Source organism: Amycolatopsis sp. NPDC114503 (assembly GCF_055633655.1).
The window spans coordinates 209,349-228,836 of record NZ_JBVKDT010000003.1; the positions used below are offsets into that span (position 1 = coordinate 209,349).

A 19,488-nucleotide genomic window follows, 5' to 3' on the forward strand; every position below is an offset into this window, starting at 1 on the left:
GGGCGGGTCAGCCGCCGTAGCGTTGCCGGACCACCTCCGGAGTCTCCAGGTTCTTCCGCGCGTCCATGTTCTGCGCGAGCCGGAGGTACTGGCCTTCCGCCCACATCAACGGCCCCGCGCTCCCGGTCGGACGGCCCAGCCCGAAGCACGCGACGTCGGCGCGATCCCACACCTGCTCGGGAATGAAGTAGCCGTCGTTCGCCGCGTCCGCCATCGACTTCAGGTACACCGCCGCCGGACGTCCGCTGGCCAGTTCGTACTCGCCGCGCTCGCCGGACAGGACCGGCCAGAGCCGTCCGAACCGCTGCGGCCCGTTCGCCGGCCAGCCGGTGCAGTTCGAGGTGCTCTCGCCGTAGTTGTCGTGCGGATACCGGTGGAAGTAGATGTCGCCGTCCGGGGTCGTCACCTGCATCGGCGCGTTGCCGTCGCGGGCCGCCGCCGTCGGAGCCACCGACTCCGCGACCGCCGGGTCCGCCGGCGCGCGGAGCCCCAGCCGGACCAGGTCGAGGAATCCGAAGTCGACCACGTCGTGCTCGTAGAAACACCCTTCGTCGAAGCAGATCTGGCCGTTGTCGTTCGGGTCGGCGCCTTTGTCCAGCCGTTCGTAATACGTGTGGCCGCCCCAGTACCCGGAGGTCGTCCGGGTCCAGCCGTCGAGCTGCGACCGCCACGAGTCCGCAGTGGACTCCCACTGCTGCGCCGCCGCGGTGTCGCCGTTCGCCCGCGCGATCGCCCCGGCCGTGACGAGCCCGGCCACCTCCGCCGCGATCGACGACGGCGACCGGCCGTACTGCTCCTCCCACCGCTCGGTCGTCGCGGGCCCGGTCGTCCGGATGTGCTCGGCCGTCACTTTGACCCGTGCGTACGTCGCCGCGTCGGTGAGCCCGGTCATCCAGGCGAGAACGATCGCGTCGGAGTCCTGGTCGAGCTGCTCACAGCAGCCGAGCTGCTGCGGCGTCGCCCCTGGGACCCCGCTCACCGGGCTGTACCGGGGAAACGCGCCGGCCGGATACGTCGTCCCGTCGCCTTGCGTGGGCGCGGAAATCCACTGCGAGGACCACAGGAACTGCGCCATCCGCTTGGCCTGCGCCGCGTCGCCCGCCGCGAGCAGCCCGGTCGCCTGCTGGTACAGATCCCGGCCCCACACGCGGTGGTACCCGTCGTTGAGCGCGTCGCCGTTCACGACGTCGCCCCACGGCGTGGCCAGCCCCGCGACACTCGCGCCGCGATGCGTCTTGTCCTCCGCCGCGTGCAACGCCATCAGCGCGACGTAATACGCCCTCCGCTGCCGCTCGTCGCCCGCCACGCTGCCCGGCGCCGCCTTCAGGCCGCCGGCATACTCCTCCCATCCGCGCCGATACGCCTGCTCGAGATTGTCGAACCCGCTCGCCAGCGACCCGTCCGCAGCCGCCGCCGCGCCGTGAGCGTCGCTCCCGTACCCGAGCGCGACCGAGAACGTCGTGTCCTGCCCGACCGGGATCTGTCCACATTGGACTATGTTGCCGTAATCAGTGGAATCGAATTGATTCGCAAGACGTTGATGTGCCCGCAAGTCTACCAGGCAATCGCTCCCGGCACCCGAATATCCGTTGTCGTGCGCGACGAACCCGGTCGAGGCCCGCAATGCCGACGCCACGGTCGTCCTCGCCCCGAACAGGTCCTCCGTCCCGCTGGCCGTCAGCCCGGTCCCGTCCCACGCCGCGGTGTCATTCGCCGCGCCGCCCGCCATCGAGGGATTCGCCAGCAGGTAGACCTGATACAGGCCGCCGTCGAGCGCCTGAAACCGCGTTCGGGTAACGAGAGTCGGCCGCCCGGAGTCGGTGACGTACGTCGTGGCGATGCGATAGCGGCCGTTCTTGGCGGTGTTCGTGACCGTATACTCGAGTGCCTTCTCGTCCGGCATCGAAACGACGTGTTCCGTCGCGTCGCGTTCCAGGTCCACAAAGGACTTCCCGTCGGTGACGACGTACTGCATGTCCTGCATGTTGGCGACGTCCGCACGCGGATAGAACACCTCGGACGCAACGCCCTTCGCGACCGTGAACCACAACGGGCTCGCCGTACCGGCGGCCGTCCCGAGGGCGGATTTGTCCCCGGTTGTCCACGATGACGGCCCGCCGCAGCAGTCTCCCGGCGTGCCTCCCGCCGCTTCTTGCCCGCTTCCGCCCGCTCTGCCTTCCGCCGCCGAACCGGGCTTCGCCCCCGCTTCGGCAGGTGCTATCGCCTGTCCTGCCACCGAAATCCCCACGACCGCGACCACCACCGCCGCCGCCCGTCCCCACTTCCCACCGGCCATGCCGCCCATGCTGCCCGCCGCCTCTCCCCGGAACAACAGCCGAACGGTGGGAACCGCTCCGCCGTCGCCGCGAGAACCCGCGGCAGTCCCACCCGATGGAGTGACCGAAAAGCCCGGAAACTGTCGTACCCGGATGGTCTCCTGATTCCCGAAGCGGCGCCCGCCCCCCGGGCCCGCACCGAACAGAGGAGCGTCACCATGGCCGGAGAAACCGTCCTCACCGTCATCGGAAACCTGACCGCCGACCCGGAACTCACCTTCACCCCGTCCGGCGCCGCGGTCGTCAACTTCACCGTCGCGAGCACCCCGCGATTCCTGGACCGCCAATCCAACGACTTCAAAGACGGCGACCCGTTGTTCCTCCGCTGCAGCCTCTGGAAGAACCCCGCGGAAAACGTCGCCGAAAGCCTCACGCGGGGCGCACGGGTAATCGTGCAGGGCAGATTGCGGCAACGTTCCTACGAAACCAGAGAAGGCGAACGCCGGACGGTAGTCGAACTGCTAGTCGACGAAATCGGCCCGTCCCTGCGTTATGCCACCGCGAAGGTCGTCAAAGTGTCCCGCTCCGCGAACGGCAACAGCCCCTTGCCCGGCGACGGCTGGATCACCGACACCCCGGTAACGGCAGGCGATGCCCCACCCTTCTGACCTTCGCCCGCGCTCATTGGCGCCCGCTTTGGCGGCTTACCGCCCCGTGGATGCTCCCTGCCCGTGCCACGACCGCGCCGCCGCACCGGAAACTGCGGCAGCACAAGGACATCGCCACCTGTCCGCTGGGCGCGGCCACAGTCGTCAAACGAACGGTCCAGCGCGCCTTTCCCGGCAGTGGCAGCACCTGCATCCCGTTGCGGGCAGGGCGCTACGGCGTCAGTTGCCAACCCTTCACCACGCCGAACCACCACACCCCGAGGCGGAGATCTCTTGTTCCGAAAAATGTCAAGCTGCGGCAGTACTGACCGGACGCGTGTCAGCCTGGCCCGAGCCCTGCCGGATTACCCGAGGACCGAGTGTTCCGGTCGGCCTCCGCTCCGAGCACACCGTCGTCGTCACCTAGGGTGCCTCGGTGGCACCCACCCTCGAAGAACCGGAGGGCACGCAGCCACGGCCAGGCTTTTGAGACCGGAAAGCCACCGCGCACCCTGGACGGCCACCAGCGGCCGGAGGCGGGGGTTCGCCCGACGCGACGAACCCCCGCCCTGCTCAACCGATCTGATAGGCGCGAGTAATCGTCTGGCTCACCGCATTGCCCTTGTCGTCGGCAGCCTTCGCCCGCAGCGAAGCGAACCCGCTCGCCGGATTGCGGACCTTGGCCGTCCACTGCGGACCGTCCGGAGTCAGCTCCACCGGTTGCCAAGTCGCGCCGTCGTCGTAGGAGATCTCTACCGTCAGCTCGGTGACCTTCGGCGGCGAGTCCTGCCGCGTCACGGTCACCGGGAAACTGATCTCCTTGCCGCCCGGCACGATGTTGCGCAGGTCCGCCGGCGGGGCGAAGCCGACCGCGAGCATGCCCAGCGGGCCGTCCGAGAACAGCGTCGGGGCGACCGTCCACTCGCCGCTGAACTTCGTGGAGGTCGGCCACCAGGGCTTGTCCCGGGTCGCCTCCGCGGTGATCCGGTACGTGCCGAACCGCGCCGGGGCCTGGAAAACGCCGCGGCCCGGCGAGTTCTGGGTGCCGAGGAGCTGGCCGTCGAGATAAGCCGAGGTGGTGCCTCCATCCAGTCCGTTGAGGTAGTCCGCGCTGCCGCTGTGCCCGGAGGCGTCGGAGAACACCGGCACCGTGACGTCGAGCGCCCAGTCCTTGGTCCGCCACACCCACGGGCGGCCCGACGCGGTAGGCCCGGCGAAGGAGGGGCCGATGACCGCGGTGTTCCAGTCGACGCGGTAGGACTTGCCCGCTGCCAGGGTGCGCTGTCCCTCGACGAGGGTGCCGCCCTCGGCAGCACTGGCCTCAGTGAACTCGACGCCCTGCACCGCGAACCGCCAGTCGCCCGGGGTGAAGTAGCGCCGTTGCTCGGACTGCGGCGCGGCACTCGCTCCGCCCCGGTTGATTTCGCCTTCGGGACCCGCCACGATCGCGTACACCATCGGCAGGAATTCCTTGGCGTAGCCGTGGTAGGCCATGGTCACCGCGGCTACGTCCGCGGCCCTCGCCTCGTGCGTGAGGTTGGCGGGGATGCTGCCCGCCGACGGGTAGTACAGGTCGTACTGGTAATCGCTGCGGTCCCGCGTGGTCAGCGAAGAGGTCAACCCGCCGGCCTTGGCCAGTGCCACGTAGCGGTCGCCGGTGTAGCCGTCCACCTGCAGGGTCGGCAGCGACCACTTCTCCGGCATGCTGCCGAGCAGCTTGGCCGACGCGACGGGATCGACGAGCCGGAAGGCCGCGAGACGCCCGCCTGCCGCCTTGACGTTGTCGATGCGCTTGCCTGCCTCGACGACGGGCATGCCGTCCGGGAAGTCCAGCACCACCAGCTTGTCCTTGGCGTCCACTGTGGACAGGTCGGCCGGGGTGCCGGCACCGCCGTAGACGGTGCCCAGCCGCTGAGTGGACGGAGGGAGGCTGTCGGAGAACCGCGTGAAGCCCGCGCTCACCGCCAGCGGCTGCGTCCCTTCCGCGGCGAGTTCGATCCACGGCTGATAGAGCTGCACGTCCTCGGTGAAGCGGAAGTACTTCGAGCTCGCGCCAGGGGTCGAATAGGCGTAGAGCCGCTGGAACTGCGCGCCGGCGGCCAGCCCGAGCGAGACCGGCTCGTGCGGTCCCTCGGGACGGGTCTCCAACCGGGCGCCCAGTCCGCCGTCGAGGGCTCCCGTCTGGTCGGTGTGCACCGTCACCGGCTTGGCCTGGCGGGCGTCGAAGGAGACCCTCGTATCGCGGGCCACCTTGACGACAGGGTTGGCGAACGCGGTGATCTCCGGCGGCCCGCCCGGATTGCGGGCCGTGAGCCCTGCACTCAGCGTGTACTCCCCTGGCGGCACACGCAGCGGCTTGCCGGCGTAGCCCAGGTAGTTCTGTCCGGTGTGGACATTCACCGCGACCGAGGTTTGGATGTCCTGCTCGCCCGGGGCCTTGCCGTCCCTGCCCAGCAGGTTCGCCGACAGGTCGTACAGTTCTGGCTCGTCCTTCACCCCGATCGGGGTGCGCACCCGGGTCTTGCCGTCCGCGGTGCCGGCCAGCAGCAGACCTGTGTAGGTCCCTGGCTTGCCGGACCTCGCGGTGAACGCGATCTCCACGCCGGCCTTGCCGCCGGCGGGCACGGTGACCGAGTTCGCCGAGATCTTCGCCAGGTTCGCGGCGGGTGGCTGCCCATCCTTGTCCGCCAAGCTGAAGGCCAGGTTCAGCGTGATCGGAGCGGTACCGGGGTTGGTGTAGGTGACGGTGCGCTTGCCGGGCTTGTCCGACCACCGCACGACCGTGTTCACCGTCGCGGGCTCGGACCGGACGGCCTGGGTCACCGCGGCGGCCACGTCGAGCCGGCCGCCGCCGATCGCGGTCACCCCGACGCCGGGCAGTTCTTTGGCCGTGCCGACCAGCCCGGACTTGAGTTGCTCGCCAGTCCATTCGGGGTGCTCCTGGGCCAGGATGGCCGCCGCTCCCGCGGTGTGCGGAGTGGCCATCGAGGTGCCGGAGAGCCTGGTGTAGTTCTCGTCCACCGGGTTGCCCAGTGCGGTTCCCTTGGCGCGCGCAGCCACGATGTCGCTGCCTGGCGCGCCGATCTCCGGCTTCACCGCGCCGTCGCCGACGCGCGGGCCGCGGTCGGAGAACGAGGACAGCGCATCGGATTTGGTCACACTGCCCACCGCCAGCGCCGCGTCGGCCGTCGCCGGGGAGCTCACTCCCTCGTCCTGGCCCGAATTGCCGGCCGCGATCACGAACAGCGTGCCGTACTGACGGCTCAGCTTGTTGACCGTCTGAGAGCTGGGATCGGTGCCGTCGGTGGGATAGGTGCCCAGACTCAGGTTGACCACCTTCGCCTTGGCCTCGCGTGCGGCCCACTCCATGCCGGCCATGATGTCGGACTCGCGGCCCGAGCCGCCGTCGTTCATCACCTTGCCGATGGCCAGCCTCGCGTCCGGGGCGACCCCCTTGTACTTGCCGCCCGAGGCCGCGCCGGAGCCGGTGATGATGGAGGCGACGTGCGTTCCGTGCCCGTTGCCGTCGGCCACGGTGCCCTTGCCGCTGAAGTCCTTGCTCTGCGCGACTTTCCCGGCCAGGTCGGGATGCTCCGCGTCCACCCCGGTGTCCAGGACGGCCACCGTGACGCCCTTGCCGGTGTAACCAGCCTGCCAGGCCGTGGGCGCGCCGATCTGCGGCACGCTCTGGTCCAGCGAGGCGTGCACCTGGTGGTTGAGCCAGATCTTGCTCGGCCCGCCCGCGAGCGCGGCCGGTCCTGCCGCGCTCAGCCCGGCCCAGAACCCCTTGGCGTCCTTTTTGGACTCGCCGAGTTCGGTGTAGCCCAGTGCGTCGAAGCTGCGGCCGCGCTGAGCGCCGGACGGCGCGGCCGAGCGGGCGGCCGCGCCGTCCGGGTACTCGGCCAGCAAGGGCAGCGTGTCGGTGCTGGCGTCGTCGTAACCCTGACGAATCAACCCCGTGACGTTGAACAGTTCCCGGTCTAGCCGGCCCGATTCGAGGAGGGGAATGGCCGAGGCAGGCACCAGGTACGAGTCGGTGCTGTCGCCGTGCCGGGTGCCGAACTGGACGTACGGCGTGTGCCCGGAGCGGGCGTCGTCCTGCATGGCCAGCGACCAGTGGCCGCGCACGTCCTTGCGCGCGCTGACCCGGTCGCCGGTGATCAACGTGACCTGGTGACTGGCACCGTCCCCGGTCGCGGCCGGTGCACCGGCCGCGACCGCTGGGCCGGGCACGGCCGCCAAGGTCGCCGCCGCGCAGGCCGTGGCCAGCACGACGGCGGTCAACCGTCTCCGTGATGTCATCAGTTCTCCCTGGTGAGGTGATGCCGGGTTTGCGGGAAATTTCGGATGGTCGGCCGGGAAGGGGAGGTGACGCGGCGGGATCACAGTCCGGGCGGGACGACTCCCTGCTCGTCGGCGACGGCGGTCCGGACCGAACTGGAGAAAGTCACGGTGCCGGGTTTGATGCCCGCTGTCGTGATGTCGGTGTCGTCCCGCTTGAGCCGGGTCCGGCGTTCTCCGATGAACTCGCCGGTGGCGGGGTCGACGATGATTTCCATGCGGAAGGTGCCGTCGACGGGATCCACGCCCAGTGCGACGCCCGTGCGGCCGTCGAGGTTGGCCACCTGCTCGGTCACCTTGAGGCCGGGGATCTTCGCCACCGCGCGGTAGAGCGACTCTTTGAGGTCGGCAGGCAGAGTGCCGGTCTTGAGCAGTTGTGCGGCGATGTCCAGCACCCCGCCGAGCTTGGGCTTGTTCACCACCGAGAGGTCTGCCGCCATGAGGTCGTACAGCTTCTGCGGGTCGCGCGGCAATTCGGCCAGCCGCTGTTCGGTGGGTGCGCCCCATTCGTCGGCGGACCGGCCGACGGTGGCCATGGCCTTGCCGGGAAACTTTCCGCCGGCAGCGCGCCATTCGCCGCTCGGCCAGTATTCGCTGAGGTCGGCGGCGTGGCCTCCGTTGATCTTCTCGGTGCCCGCCTTCAGCGTTTGCTCGTCGCCGATCAGCCATTTCCGGCTTCCGGTGGGCGCGGTCTTGAGCAGCCACTGCCCGGCGAAATCGCTGGGCTGCCAAGTCTGGGTCAGCTGCTCCCCGGCAAAGGCGGCCGGGATCCTGCTGTCGTTCCACAGGAGCCACGTACGGGTCGCGATGTAGCGGAACTTGCCCGCAGGGACAGGGGTCTCGCCGATGACGTGGATCTGGTGAGCAGCGGTATTCAACGCCTGCTTCACCGACAAGAACTTCACCCCCGGCGCGGACGTCTGGGCCGGAGCGTCGCCGTAGCCGGCTCCGGTGATCGCCGCGGTGGCGCCGACAGCGATGACCGCCGCTGCGGCGACCGCGCTGATCCACCTGCGCCGCCCGGCGCCGGACACCGCCTTGCCCTTGAACTCGGTCGGCGGGATCGTTTCCGGCACGGAAGTGCTTTTCCCTTCGGCGAACCGCACTGCGTTCACCAGCGCTTTGTTGGCCGCGGCCAACGGCCGGCTGCCGGTGAGTTCCTCGGCGCGCAGCGAGTTCAGTGCCTCGTCCAGCTCGTCGTTCGTCCACAAGCGACGGACGTTGTTCTCAGTCATCGTCGCGCTCTCCTTCCAGACTGTGCGGGGCCTTCGGCGTGGCTCGGGCTCGGAGCAGCCGTCTGACCCGGTGCAGCCGGGAACGGACAGTGCCCGCGGGAATGTCCAGGACCGCACTGATCTCGCTGGCGTCCAGCTCTCCCCAGCTGGTCAGCAGCAAGACGTCCCGGTCCCCCGGCGCGAGGTCGGCCAGCGCGGCGGCCAGTTCCCGGACCCTGGCCTGTGCGTCGACCTGGTCGGCCACCCGGTCCGCATGACCGTGGGCGACCGGCGCGCCGTGGTCGCGGGCGGTCATCCGCAGGTACCGGATTTCGGCCCTGGCATGCTGGCGCAGCAGGTTCGTCGCGATGCCGAACAACCAGGCGCGAGCGCTGGCCCGTGCCGGGTCGTAGCTGGCCCGGCGCTGCAACGCGATCAGGAACGTGTCGCCGACCAGATCGTCGGCCGCCACCGGCCCGGCGCGGCTGGCCAGGTATCGGCGCACGTCCCGGGCGTGCCGGTCGAACAAGCTCTGGAAGATCGGCTGAAGGTCCTGCCCGCACAAGTCCGGTCGATCGTCACCGTCCGCCGCGCCCGCCGCGGCGTACCGCTCCGCCCTAGTCACACCGGATATTCGCCGCAGCCGCCGGAAGTGTTCATCCCGGCCGCGCGACGCGAAGGCCCGGGGCTCCGGGCAACCGGCCCGGCCTGGTCACCACGAGAGATCGCGCCTGGCAGCCAGCCCCGGCCTCAGCGAGCCTGACCGTCGCTGGCCCCAGCAAACCTGACCGTCGCCGCCGCGCGCTCGGGTCCCGTGCCACCCGACCGCGCGCTCGGTCCAGGTGCCACCCAGCCGCACGCTCGGGCCCGGCGCTACCCGGCCGCACGCTGGGGTCCTGGTGCCACCCGGCCGCGCCCAGGCCCCGGCGCCACCCGACCGCGCGCTTCGCCCCCGACCGCCGCAAGTGGTCTGGTCCCTTCCCGAAAAGGTCCATACCACTGCCCGAAAGCCGACTATCGGCCCTGACCGGCCGGAAATCCCGCTGGTAGCTTCCGATTCATGCCCGCATCTCGCCGGACCAAGGCCGGAATCCCAGTCCTCGCCGCGATTTCCGTACTGCTGCTGGCTCCGCTCTCCGCGCCAGCCGCCCACGCCGCTCCCGCCGGGCGCCCCGGCGTCAGCGTGCAAGACGAATGCAGCACCCCGTCGATCAACCGGCTGCAGAAGTGGCTGGCCAGCGGCGAAGGAACGACCGTCCCGCCCACCGGCAGCCTTCTCGTCCCCGAAGGCGACGGCTACGCGGCGAAGGTCGTCTTCCAGAACAACGAATGGCACGTCGCCGTGGTCTGGCTGGGCAACCAGTTCGACGCACAGGCCGACCTCAGCCATTCGTCAGGATTCTGGCTGACCTACAGCGCCGACGACGACCTTTACGTCCAGTTGCGCCCCGCCTCCCACTGGAGCGGCGGCGACAAATGGCTCACCCGCATCCCCTCGACCGGCGGCCAGCTGGTCCGCAAGTTCTTCCCCTTCGATCCCGACGCGTGGACCTGGCTTCCCGAACTGGGCCAGCCGCAGTACTCGTTCGCCTCCGCGCTGACCGAAGCCCGCGGCCTGGTCTTCGTCGGCAAGACCCCCAACACGCTCGACTTCCGCGAACTGCTCATCGACGGCTACCAGCCGCCCTGCCTCTGACCCGGCGCGCCGCTTCGGCCCGAAGCACGCTCCGCATGCAGGGCGAGCCCGTCCCGCAGAGGTTCCGGCACCCGGCAGGCCAGGAGCAGCACTCCCGCTTCCCCTGGCCTGCCGAGCCCGCCGCGCCACCGACCGCCGAAGACGGCGCCAAACCCCCTAGTTCTGCACCGCGGGCCGGATCGTGATGTCCCCGATCTCGACGTCGTCCGGCTGCTCGATCGCGAACCCGATCGCCCGCGCCACCGCGGCCGGGTCCAGCGCGAACTCCTCGACCCTCCGCCGGATCGCCTCCCGCTCCCCCGGGTCGTCGATCGAATCCGCCAGCTCCGTCCGGACGAACCCCGGCGACACCGACGTCGTGCGAAGAACTCCGTCCGTGGATTCCTGCCGCAGCGCCTCCAGGATCGTCCGCACCGCGTTCTTCGTCCCCGCGTAAACCGCCTGCGAGGGAACGATCTTCAGCCCGGCCGTCGACACGGTCGTCACCAGATGGCCCCGGCCTTGGCGCCGGAAAACCGGCAGCGCGGCGGCGATCCCGTGCAGCACCCCGCGCACGTTCACGTCGATCATCGCCGACCAGCCCTCGACATCGACGTCCGCCACCGGCCCCAGCTTCGCGATCCCGGCGTTGCTCACCAGCACGTCGAGCCTGCCGAACTCGTCGACCGCCCGCCGCACGAACCGATCCAGGTCCGCGCGGCGCGTCACGTCGGTGACACACGCGACCGCGCGACCGCCTCCGTCGCGGATTTCCTTCACCAGCGCGTCGAGCCGATCCTCGCGGCGCGCACCCAGGACCACCGCCGCGCCCCGTGCCGCGAGCATCCGACCGGTCGCTTCGCCGATTCCGCTGCTGGCACCGGTGATGGCGACGACTTTCCCAGCCAGCACAGACATTCCCACCCCTGACACATAAACGGACACGTGTCCGCAACACTACCGGACACGTGTCCGCATGCGCCAGCGAGCATCAGCGGCGTCAACATCGGCTGGAGTGCAGTCAAGGAAGCGTGAGCGCCGCCGAAATCCGGACCCGCGCCAGGTCATGCTCGACCGGCCTGAACAACCACCGAAGAAAGGCCCGCAGGTGAACGACCTAGCTGCCGCACTGATGCTGATCGGCGTGTTCATCGCCTTCGCTTTGACCTTGCGCACCGTCCAGCGCCGCTTGGCCCGCGATCAGCAGCAGTGCTCGCCCCGCCAGGCCTCGAGCCCCTCGCGCACCGCGACCGCCGCGATCGCCAACGCCGCGACCGGATCCGCCCAGTACCAGCCGAACAGTGCGTTCACCAGCAACCCGGCCAGCAGCACTCCGGAAAGGTAAGTGCAGAGGAGCGTTTGCTTCGAATCGGCGACCGCGCTCGCGGAGCCGAGTTCCCGTCCGGCCCGGCGTTGCGCGCTCGAAAGCACCGGCATCACAACCAAGGACACCGCGGCAAGCACGATCCCCGCTGTCGAATGCGAGGCCTCGCCGCCGCCGAGCAGCGAACGCACCGAATCGGCCGTGACGTAAGCCGCCAGCAGGAAGAACGACACCGCGATCACCCGCAGCGCGACCCGTTCCCGGCGCTCCGGGTCCGCGCTCGCGAACTGCCACGCCACGGCCACCGCGGACAGCACCTCGGCCACTGAGTCGAGCCCGAACGCAACAAGTGCCGACGAGGACGCGATCGTCCCGACCGACACCGCGACGATCGCCTCGACCACGTTGTACGTGATCGTCCCGGCAACCAGCCACCGCACTCGCCGATGCAGGACCGCACGCCTCGCGGCATCCGCCACGGGACGCGACTGTCCCGAAGCACCGCAGCTGCCCGAGTCATCCAGCGACACCGCTTCCGCGCGACAGTCCCGGCAGGGTTCGCTCATCGGACTGCCCGCGGTTCCTCGTCGCACGCATCCGTCGGCGCGACAGCCAAAACCACCTGCGTCAGCTCCGACAACGCGTGCGCGAGATGCGGGTCGGCGATCGCATACCGGACCTGCCTGCCCTCGTACGTCGCGACCACCAGCCCGCACCCGCGCAGGCACGCAAGATGATTCGAGACGTTCGACCTGCTCAGCTCCAGCTTCGCGGCCAACTGCGCCGGGTACACGACCCCGTCCAGCAGCGCCACGAGAATCCGGCAGCGCGTCGGATCCGCCAGCGCCCGGCCGAGCCGGGCGAGCGCCAGTTCGCGAGTCTCAGAGATCAGCACAGCCGAAACAGTACAGCAGCGGCTGAATCAAATACACTGACGAAGTGGACACCCTCCTCGGCGACTTCCTCCGTGCCCGACGCGAGCGGATCTCGCCTGCCGACGTCGGGCTGCCGGACAGCGGGCGGCGTCGCGTACGAGGACTGCGCCGCGAAGAACTCGCGCTCCTGGCGGGAATCAGCAGCGACTACTACATCCGGCTGGAACAGGGACGCGACCAGAACCCGTCCGCCCAGGTCCTCGACGCGCTGGCCCGGGCGCTCGGCCTGGACGAACCCTCCCGCCGGCACCTGCATCAGCTCGCCGCCCCGACGCGACCGGGCCAAGCCGAACCGCACGTGCCCGCGAGCATCGTCGAACTGATCTCGACCTGGGCGACGAATCCGGCGTACGTCCAGGACCGCCTCACAAACGTTCTCGCCGCGAACCCCGTCGCCGCAGCGGTTTCGCCGAACTACGCGGTCGGCCGCAACCTGCTCCGCGCGGTCTTCCTCGACCCGGCCGAGCGAGCCCTCCGCCGCGACTGGGCCCAGACGGCAGCCGACGGCGTCGCGGGCCTGCGCGCCGCTCTCGGCCCCGGCGTCGCCGATCCCGCCGCGAAAGAGCTGATCGCCGACCTCAACGCCAGCAGCGAAGATTTCCGCGATCTCTGGGACCGGCACGACGTCAAACCGCGCACCGGCCACCTCGTCCGCTTCCGCCACCCGGCCGTCGGAGACCTCGATCTGCACAGCGACAAACTCGACATCCCCGGACCGGCAAGCCTGCAGCTGGTGGTCTTCCACGCAACGCCAGACACCCGCGACGCGGAAACGCTCGCGTCCCTGGCAGACCTGGTTCCGGCGCAGTAACAACAGAAACCGGGCCGGAGCACCCACGCCCCGGCCCGGTTCCTGTCAGTCAGCCGCTTCGAACTCGCGCACCGCGTCCAGTGCGGCGCCCATCGCGGCGTTGCCCTCGCGCTCGATCATGATTTCGACCAGCACCGGCCGCCGGGTGCGCTCGGCTTCCTTCCGCGCCCATTCGAGCGACGACCGGATCTCGCCCGGGTCCTCGACGCGCGTGCCGGAGCAGCCGTAGGCCTCCATGATCTTCACGTTGTCCGTGCCGTGGACGTCGTAGTGGATGTCGACCTGGTAGTTCATCTCGTAGGGCAGCTCGGACTGGCGGATCAGGCCCAGGTACTCGTTGTTGAGCATGACCAGCACGAACCCGACGTCGTACTGCGCGGCGACCGCCAGCTCCTCCACCAGGAACTGGAACGAGTAGTCGCCGACCACGCCGACGACCTCCGCGTCCGGCCTGGCCTTCTTGACTCCGATCGCGGCCGGGATCTCCCAGCCGAGCGGGCCCGCCTGGCCGCACACCTGATAGTGCCGCGGCAGGTGCGCGCGCTGGAACTGCCCGGACCAGATCTGATACAGCCCGATCGCGGTGACGAAATAGGTCTCCGGTCCGTAGAACTCGTTGAGCTCCTTGAACACCCGCGGCGCCTTGATCGGCGTGCAGTCGAAGTCCTCCTTGCGCGGGAGTTCGGCTTTGAGGTCGCCAAGCCGCTTGACCCACGCCCGGTCCCGCGCCGGAGCGGTGCGCGCGTCGAGCGCCGCCAGCACCGCTTCCAGGAACTCGCGAGTGTGCGAGACGACGCCGAGGTCCGGGCCGAACACCTTGCCCAGCTGAGTCGGCTCGATGTCGACGTGGATGAACTTCCGGTCGCCGCGGTACACCGACAGCTCGCCGGTGTGCCGGTCGCCGAATCGCGCGCCCAGCGCCAGGACCAGGTCGGACTCCAGGAACGCCGCGTTGGCCCAGCGCTGCGACGTCTGGATGCCCGCCATGCCGGCGAACAGCTCGTGGTCCTCGGGGAAACTGCCCTTGCCCATCAGCGTCACGCCGACCGGGACGCCGAGCCGTTCCGCGAGCCGCCGCAGCGGGTCGCTCGCCTCGCCGAGCACGACGCCGCCGCCGGCCAGGATCAGCGGGCGTTCGGCGGCGAGCAGCATGTCCAGCGCCCGCTCGACGCGCGCAGGCGACGGCTTGACCGTGCTGACCGGCAGCGCCGAATCGATCGACGAATCCCATTCGATCATCTGCTTCTGCACGTCGATCGGGAGGTCGATGAGCACCGGGCCGGGACGTCCGGACCTCGCGATCCGGAACGCCTCGCGGAAGATCCACGGCAGTTGCGCGGCTTCCTTCACCTGGACCGCCCACTTCGTGACCGGCCGCGCGATCTCGACGATGTCGACCGCCTGGAACGCTTCCTGGTGCAGCTTCGTCGTCGCGGCCTGCCCGGTGATGCACAGGATCGGGACGGAGTCCGCGTGCGCGGTGTAGAGGCCGGTGATCATGTTGGTGCCGGCCGGACCGGACGTGCCGATCGCGACGCCGACGTTGCCGGTCGTGCGCGCCCAGCCGTCGGCCATGTGCGTCGCGCCTTCTTCGTGGCGGACCACCAGATGGTCGATGCCGCGGCCTTGCATCGCGTCGTAGAGGGGCAGGATCGCCGCGCCCGGGCAGCCGAAGGCGACGTCGATCCCTTCGTCGACCAGCACGTCGACGACTGCCTGCATAGCGGGGACTCGGGCCATGGTCAAACCTCCTCGGACGAGCGGCCGGACAGTTCTTCGACGACCTTCAGCAGCGCCGAGTGATCCAGCGAGCCGTAGCCCATCGCCCGCCCGGCCGCGACCAGCTGCGCGACCAGGCCGGTCAGCGGGAGCGCCACGTCGGACTGCCGCGCCGCGGCGAGCGCGATGCCCATGTCCTTGTGGTGCAAGTCGATCCGGAAGCCCGGCTCGAACTGCCGCGCGACCATCGACTTCCGCTTCAATTCCAGGATCCGGCTTCCGGCGAGACCGCCCGCCAGCACGTCGAGCCCGGTGCCCGCGTCCACTCCGGACGCTTCGAGCAGCACGATCGCCTCCGCGACCAGCCCGTAGATCCCGCCCACCACCAGCTGGTTGGCCGCCTTCACGACTTGGCCCGCGCCGTGCGGGCCGACGTGCACCACGGTCTTGCCGAGCGCGTCGAAAACCGGCTTCGCCGCGGCGAAATCGGCCTCGTCCCCACCGACCATAATGGACAGTGCGGCCTGCTCGGCTCCGGCCTGGCCGCCGGACACCGGCGCGTCCAGCACGCGGATCCCTTTGGCCGCACCGGCTTTCGCGACCTCGATCGACGTCTCCGGCCGGATGGTGCTCATGTCGGCCAGCAGCGTGCCGGGCGCGATCGTGTCGAGCACGCCGCCAGGGGCGAGCACGACCTGCTCGACCTGCGGGTGGTTCGGCAGCATGGTGATCACGACCTCGGCCCCGGACACCGCGTCGGCGACGTCCTTCGCCGCGCGTCCGCCAGCGGCTTCCAGCTTGGCCAGCGCGTCGGCGTTGAGGTCGAACCCGCTCACCTCGTGTCCGGCGGCGGCCAGGTGCGCGGCCATCGGCGTGCCCATCACGCCCAGTCCGATGAACCCGATCCTGCTCATCAGTTTCCCCTTCGCTCGTACGGCAGCCAGGTCAGCGAGTCCACAGTGGAGCCGTCCGGTTTGTATTCGATGCCCACCGGTCCGGCGTAGCCCGCCGCCTGCAGCTTTTCCAGATATGCTTCGAGATCCAGCTCCCCCGTGCCCGGCTGGTGCCGGCCCGGCGCGTCGGCGATCTGCACGTGCCCGGTGCGCGGGGTATGGCGGGCGATCACGGTGTCGAGGTCGTCGCCGTTGACCGCGAGGTGGTAGAGGTCCGCGAGCAGCCGGACGTTGTCCAGGCCCAGCTCGTCGAGCACCGCGACCGCGTCGGCCGCGGTCTTCAGCGGATACGCCGGGGTGCCGGACAGCGGTTCGAGCACCAGCTGCGCGCCGATGCCCTCGGCCGCCTTCGCCGCGGTCGCGAGGTGCGTGCGGGCCAGATCGTCCTGTTCGGACGGTGCGACCCCGTCGATCCGGTTGCCGTACAGCGCGTTGAAGCTGCGGCAGCCGAGCCGTTCGGCGAGCCCGAGCGCGACCGTCAGGCTCGTCGCGAACTCCGCCTCGCGGCCGACCCACGACACGAGCCCGCGCTCGCCCGCGGCCATGTCGCCCGCGTAGAAGTTCAGCCCGGTCAGCTGGACGCCCGCCTGCTCGACCGACCGCGCGAACCGGTCGACGTCGGTTCCGGACGGGTCGGCGCTGTCGAACGGCCACCAGTACTCCACGTTGGTGAAGCCCGCTGCCCGAGCGGCCTGCGCGCGCTCGAGCAGCGGGAGTTCGGTGAACAGGATCGACAGGTTGGCGGTGTAGGGCAGCGAGTGCCGCTCCCCGGCGGGACCGGTCATGAGTACCTCGGCTCCTCACATCTCGATCAGCTAATTTCGCTTTGTGGAAGTTTTCTTCCGTAGTTCGAGAATAGCTGGACGCGGAGGCTTCGGTCAACGGGTAGCGGACAGGTTTCGCCGGCGCACGGGGACGGCAAGATCCACAGCGGCACTGTTCGACTCGGAGACGTTGAGGCGGGTACGCCTTGTGCGGACACTGGTCGCGCACGCGCCGCGGAGTGCGGATTCAGGGCTGACTGTCCACAGTGGTCAGATATCGGTCCACAGTAGACATTCTCGGGTTTTTCGTTTCAGCCGAAGGGAATCGCCGTGCTCGTGCGGTTGAGCAGCTCGATCGCGGCGTGAACGTGCCGCAAGGCGGGAGCCTGGACGCCGGTGAGGTCCGCGAGTTCCACGACCGCGCCGATGATCGCGTCGATCTCCAGCGGTTTGCCCGCTTCCAGGTCCTGGAGCATGGACGTCTTGTGGTGCCCGACGCGCCACGCGCCGTCGATCCGCTTCTCCACCGAGACCTGCGGATCCGCCCCCGCGGCCCGGGCGATCGCGAGGGTTTCGGTCATCATCGCCGCGACGAGCGCACGGGTTTCGTCGTGCTCGCACATCTGCGCCATGGTCGCCCGGGTGAGCGCGGACAGCGGATTGAACGCGACGTTGCCCATCAGCTTGACCCAGATGTCGTCGCGCAGCCGCGGCTCGACCGGGGCCTTGAGCCCGCCCGCGACCATGGCGTCGGCCAGATTCCGGCATCGGACAGAGGTTTCGCCGGACGGCTCGCCGAGGGAAAACCGCGTGCCCTCAAGATGCCGGACGACGCCCGGCTCCTCGATCACCGTCGAGCAGTAGACGACACAGCCGATCGCCCGCTCGACGGCGAGCACGCGACTGGTCGCCCCGCCGGGATCGACCGCCTCGACGCGACGTCCGGCCAGCGGATGGCCGGTCATTCCGTGGAAGTACCACCACGGAATGCCGTTCTGCGCCGCGACGAGCGCGGTGTCCTCCTTCAGCAGAGGCTCTAGCAAGTCGCCGCAGTCCGGGTACGAATGTGCTTTGAGGCCAAGGAAAACGTAGTCGACCGGCCCGATGTCACACGGGTCCGACGTGACCTGCGGATGCGCCGTGAAGTCGCCGCGCGGGCTCAGGACGCGCACGCCGTCCGCCGCCATCGCGGCGAGGTGCGCCCCGCGCGCGACGAGGTGGACTTCGGTGCCGCCGCGATGGAGGGCCGCGCCGACATACGCGCCGATCGCTCCCGCGCCCAGAACCGCCACCCGCATGGTTGCCTCCCGGTCCGGATCCTGCCGACGTTAGATTGCATACAGTATCCCGTACGGTGGATGCGGAGCCAGGCTTTGGTCATCGAAAGCGGCGATGACGAACCGGGGGCGCTACCGGCGCGGCGGCTGCGGTGACGGCTGGGGTCTTGTAGGCGGAGCGTGCTGATGGCGAGGGTGGCGATTGGGGCGACAACTGCGGTGATGCACGGTTATCCACCCGACAGGAATGCCTCCCACAGCCAAGTCCGGCGAGATGGTGCGGCGCGCCCGCCCTTGCGGCCCGAGGTTCCCGAAACGACGTAGCTGCGCAAAAGTCGTCGCGCAGACGGTCGGCCTGCTCATGCCGTGACGGCAACTCCCGAGCCAGAACCTGCCCACCGAACAGCCCAACCACCACCTGGCCTGAGCAGAAGCAAGGTCAGACCTCGCGCACCGACTCCGTCACAAACCCGGACAGCACCAGCCGCGCAGTGCACCGGCTGTGTCCGGGGACCGTCGGCGCCGCCCGGCGCACCACCACCTCGTACCGCCGTCCGCCCGCGTCGACCAGCACGCTCCGGCCCTCGCCCCGGGATTCCTCCGCCACGGCCAGCACCGCGTCGAGTCCGCGCAAACCGGTGCGGCCGCGGACCTCGATCTCGGCGAACTGCGACCACGCGCTCTCCGCGGAGGTGCGACCGCGCAGGTTCTCGAACCGGACGTTGCCGCCGAGCGCTTCCTTCGCCACCAGTTCGGCTTCGGGAACCGCGAGGCTGCCGTGGAGGTAGCCGTCGGGCACGGTCAGGAGGTTGCCGGCCCAGCGGTCCCCGCCGACGTGGCTGACCTCCCACACCCGCCCCGGATGGTTCTGCGCCAAGCTGGCCACCAGCGGGCGGCCGAAAACCGCGCAGCACATGTCCTTGCTGCCGTGCGTGCACACGAGAAAGAGCGGACCGGACACCGGTTCGCCGTGCCCGCGCCGTCCGGCGGCGACCGCTTCGAGGTCGAGGTGCGCGAGTTCGTCCAAGTCCGCGACGTCGAGCCGTTCCGTCCACCGGTTCCCGGGCAGTCCGCTGGCGAGGTAAACCGCGCGCGGCGCACCTGGTTCCCGCACGTGCCGCCCCGGCTTCCGGATCAGCAGCGGACGCAGACCGGCGGCGCGCGCGGCATCGAGACGTTCGGCAGGGAACACGGCGGCCAGCACGTCTTCGAGCGCGTCCGGACCCCACGAACCCGGCTGCTCGACCAGCAGCCAAGACGTCATGCGCGCAGCGGTCCCGGCGGGCTCGCCACCGAATTCGCGCGTCAGCGCGGCGCATCCGGGCGCAGCATTCCGGCCCGGGAAGCAGATTCCCGGACCCGAGTGCCGCACGTCGGGCTTAGGCATGCCTAAGTATAGCTGACCCCGCGCCGCGTCCTTCCGACCCGACCGTCCCCGTCGCACGACATCACACGATCGGGCAACGTTCGGGCCTAGTGGGCGGTAGCTCAAGTCTGGATTGCCAGGCCGCACCATCGCTGCGGGCCGCGAGCACACCCACCATCCCCCGGG

General features: G+C 69.9%; 15 protein-coding genes. 3 read left to right on the forward strand and 12 right to left on the reverse strand.

The features are described 5' to 3' along the window. Positions 1 to 7 precede the first annotated feature (7 nt). Positions 8 to 2,305, reverse strand: coding sequence for a glycoside hydrolase family 15 protein (locus ACZ7OI_RS13675; RefSeq protein WP_470265172.1), 2,298 nt, complete (start codon positions 2,303 to 2,305; stop codon positions 8 to 10). A gap of 189 nt (positions 2,306 to 2,494) precedes the next feature. Between ACZ7OI_RS13675 and ACZ7OI_RS13680 the strand changes: the two genes are divergently transcribed. Further along, positions 2,495 to 2,944, forward strand: coding sequence for a single-stranded DNA-binding protein (locus ACZ7OI_RS13680; protein ID WP_470264511.1), 450 nt, complete (start codon positions 2,495 to 2,497; stop codon positions 2,942 to 2,944). A 552-nt stretch (positions 2,945 to 3,496) separates the two neighbouring features. On the opposite strand, the gene ACZ7OI_RS13685 is transcribed toward ACZ7OI_RS13680, so the two are convergent. From ACZ7OI_RS13685 to ACZ7OI_RS13695, 3 genes are all read right to left on the reverse strand, one after another. Beyond that, positions 3,497 to 7,225 (reverse strand): S8 family peptidase, encoded by a 3,729-nt coding sequence (locus tag ACZ7OI_RS13685; RefSeq protein WP_470264512.1) that lies wholly within the window; start codon positions 7,223 to 7,225, stop codon positions 3,497 to 3,499. A gap of 80 nt (positions 7,226 to 7,305) precedes the next feature. Beyond that, the gene (locus ACZ7OI_RS13690; protein WP_470264513.1) at positions 7,306 to 8,499 is read right to left on the reverse strand and encodes a CU044_5270 family protein; all 1,194 of its coding nucleotides are present in this window, start codon (positions 8,497 to 8,499) and stop codon (positions 7,306 to 7,308) included. Continuing rightward, positions 8,492 to 9,103, reverse strand: coding sequence for an RNA polymerase sigma factor (locus ACZ7OI_RS13695; protein WP_470264514.1), 612 nt, complete (start codon positions 9,101 to 9,103; stop codon positions 8,492 to 8,494). The genes ACZ7OI_RS13690 and ACZ7OI_RS13695 overlap by 8 nt, the downstream gene beginning before the upstream one ends. A 435-nt stretch (positions 9,104 to 9,538) precedes the next feature. On the opposite strand from ACZ7OI_RS13695, the gene ACZ7OI_RS13700 reads away from it, so the two are divergent. Continuing rightward, positions 9,539 to 10,174 (forward strand): hypothetical protein, encoded by a 636-nt coding sequence (locus tag ACZ7OI_RS13700; protein WP_470264515.1) that lies wholly within the window; start codon positions 9,539 to 9,541, stop codon positions 10,172 to 10,174. A gap of 156 nt (positions 10,175 to 10,330) precedes the next feature. On the opposite strand, the gene ACZ7OI_RS13705 is transcribed toward ACZ7OI_RS13700, so the two are convergent. The 3 genes from ACZ7OI_RS13705 to cmtR form a co-directional block, all read right to left on the reverse strand. After that, positions 10,331 to 11,071, reverse strand: coding sequence for an SDR family oxidoreductase (locus tag ACZ7OI_RS13705; protein ID WP_470264516.1), 741 nt, complete (start codon positions 11,069 to 11,071; stop codon positions 10,331 to 10,333). Between the two features lie 282 nt (positions 11,072 to 11,353). Next, positions 11,354 to 12,043 carry a cation efflux transmembrane domain-containing protein gene (locus tag ACZ7OI_RS13710; protein ID WP_470264517.1) on the reverse strand — a complete coding sequence of 230 codons (690 nt, stop codon included), beginning with the start codon at positions 12,041 to 12,043 and terminating at the stop codon, positions 11,354 to 11,356. Then, positions 12,040 to 12,372, reverse strand: a complete 333-nt coding sequence (cmtR, locus tag ACZ7OI_RS13715; protein WP_470264518.1) for a Cd(II)/Pb(II)-sensing metalloregulatory transcriptional regulator CmtR — start codon at positions 12,370 to 12,372, stop codon at positions 12,040 to 12,042. Before cmtR ends, ACZ7OI_RS13710 begins: the two co-directional genes overlap by 4 nt. 44 nt (positions 12,373 to 12,416) lie before the next feature. Between cmtR and ACZ7OI_RS13720 the strand changes: the two genes are divergently transcribed. Beyond that, on the forward strand, positions 12,417 to 13,223 hold the full coding sequence (locus ACZ7OI_RS13720) for a helix-turn-helix transcriptional regulator (protein WP_470264519.1): 807 nt from the start codon (positions 12,417 to 12,419) through the stop codon (positions 13,221 to 13,223). A 45-nt stretch (positions 13,224 to 13,268) separates the two neighbouring features. Here ACZ7OI_RS13720 and gcl read toward each other — a convergent pair whose 3' ends face one another. The 5 genes from gcl to ACZ7OI_RS13745 all read right to left on the reverse strand — a co-directional run bounded on the left by gcl (position 13,269) and on the right by ACZ7OI_RS13745 (position 19,323). Then, complete coding sequence (gene gcl, locus ACZ7OI_RS13725) at positions 13,269 to 14,963, reverse strand: glyoxylate carboligase (protein ID WP_470264520.1); 1,695 nt, start codon at positions 14,961 to 14,963, stop codon at positions 13,269 to 13,271. A 2-nt stretch (positions 14,964 to 14,965) separates the two neighbouring features. Next, complete coding sequence (locus tag ACZ7OI_RS13730) at positions 14,966 to 15,856, reverse strand: 2-hydroxy-3-oxopropionate reductase (protein WP_470264521.1); 891 nt, start codon at positions 15,854 to 15,856, stop codon at positions 14,966 to 14,968. Continuing rightward, positions 15,856 to 16,680 (reverse strand): hydroxypyruvate isomerase family protein, encoded by an 825-nt coding sequence (locus tag ACZ7OI_RS13735; RefSeq protein WP_470264522.1) that lies wholly within the window; start codon positions 16,678 to 16,680, stop codon positions 15,856 to 15,858. Before ACZ7OI_RS13735 ends, ACZ7OI_RS13730 begins: the two co-directional genes overlap by 1 nt. Positions 16,681 to 16,970: 290 nt before the next feature. Then, positions 16,971 to 17,957, reverse strand: a complete 987-nt coding sequence (locus ACZ7OI_RS13740; RefSeq protein WP_470264523.1) for a 2-dehydropantoate 2-reductase — start codon at positions 17,955 to 17,957, stop codon at positions 16,971 to 16,973. A 418-nt stretch (positions 17,958 to 18,375) separates the two neighbouring features. Further along, on the reverse strand, positions 18,376 to 19,323 hold the full coding sequence (locus ACZ7OI_RS13745) for a sucrase ferredoxin (RefSeq protein WP_470264524.1): 948 nt from the start codon (positions 19,321 to 19,323) through the stop codon (positions 18,376 to 18,378). Between the last annotated feature and the right edge of the window lie 165 nt (positions 19,324 to 19,488).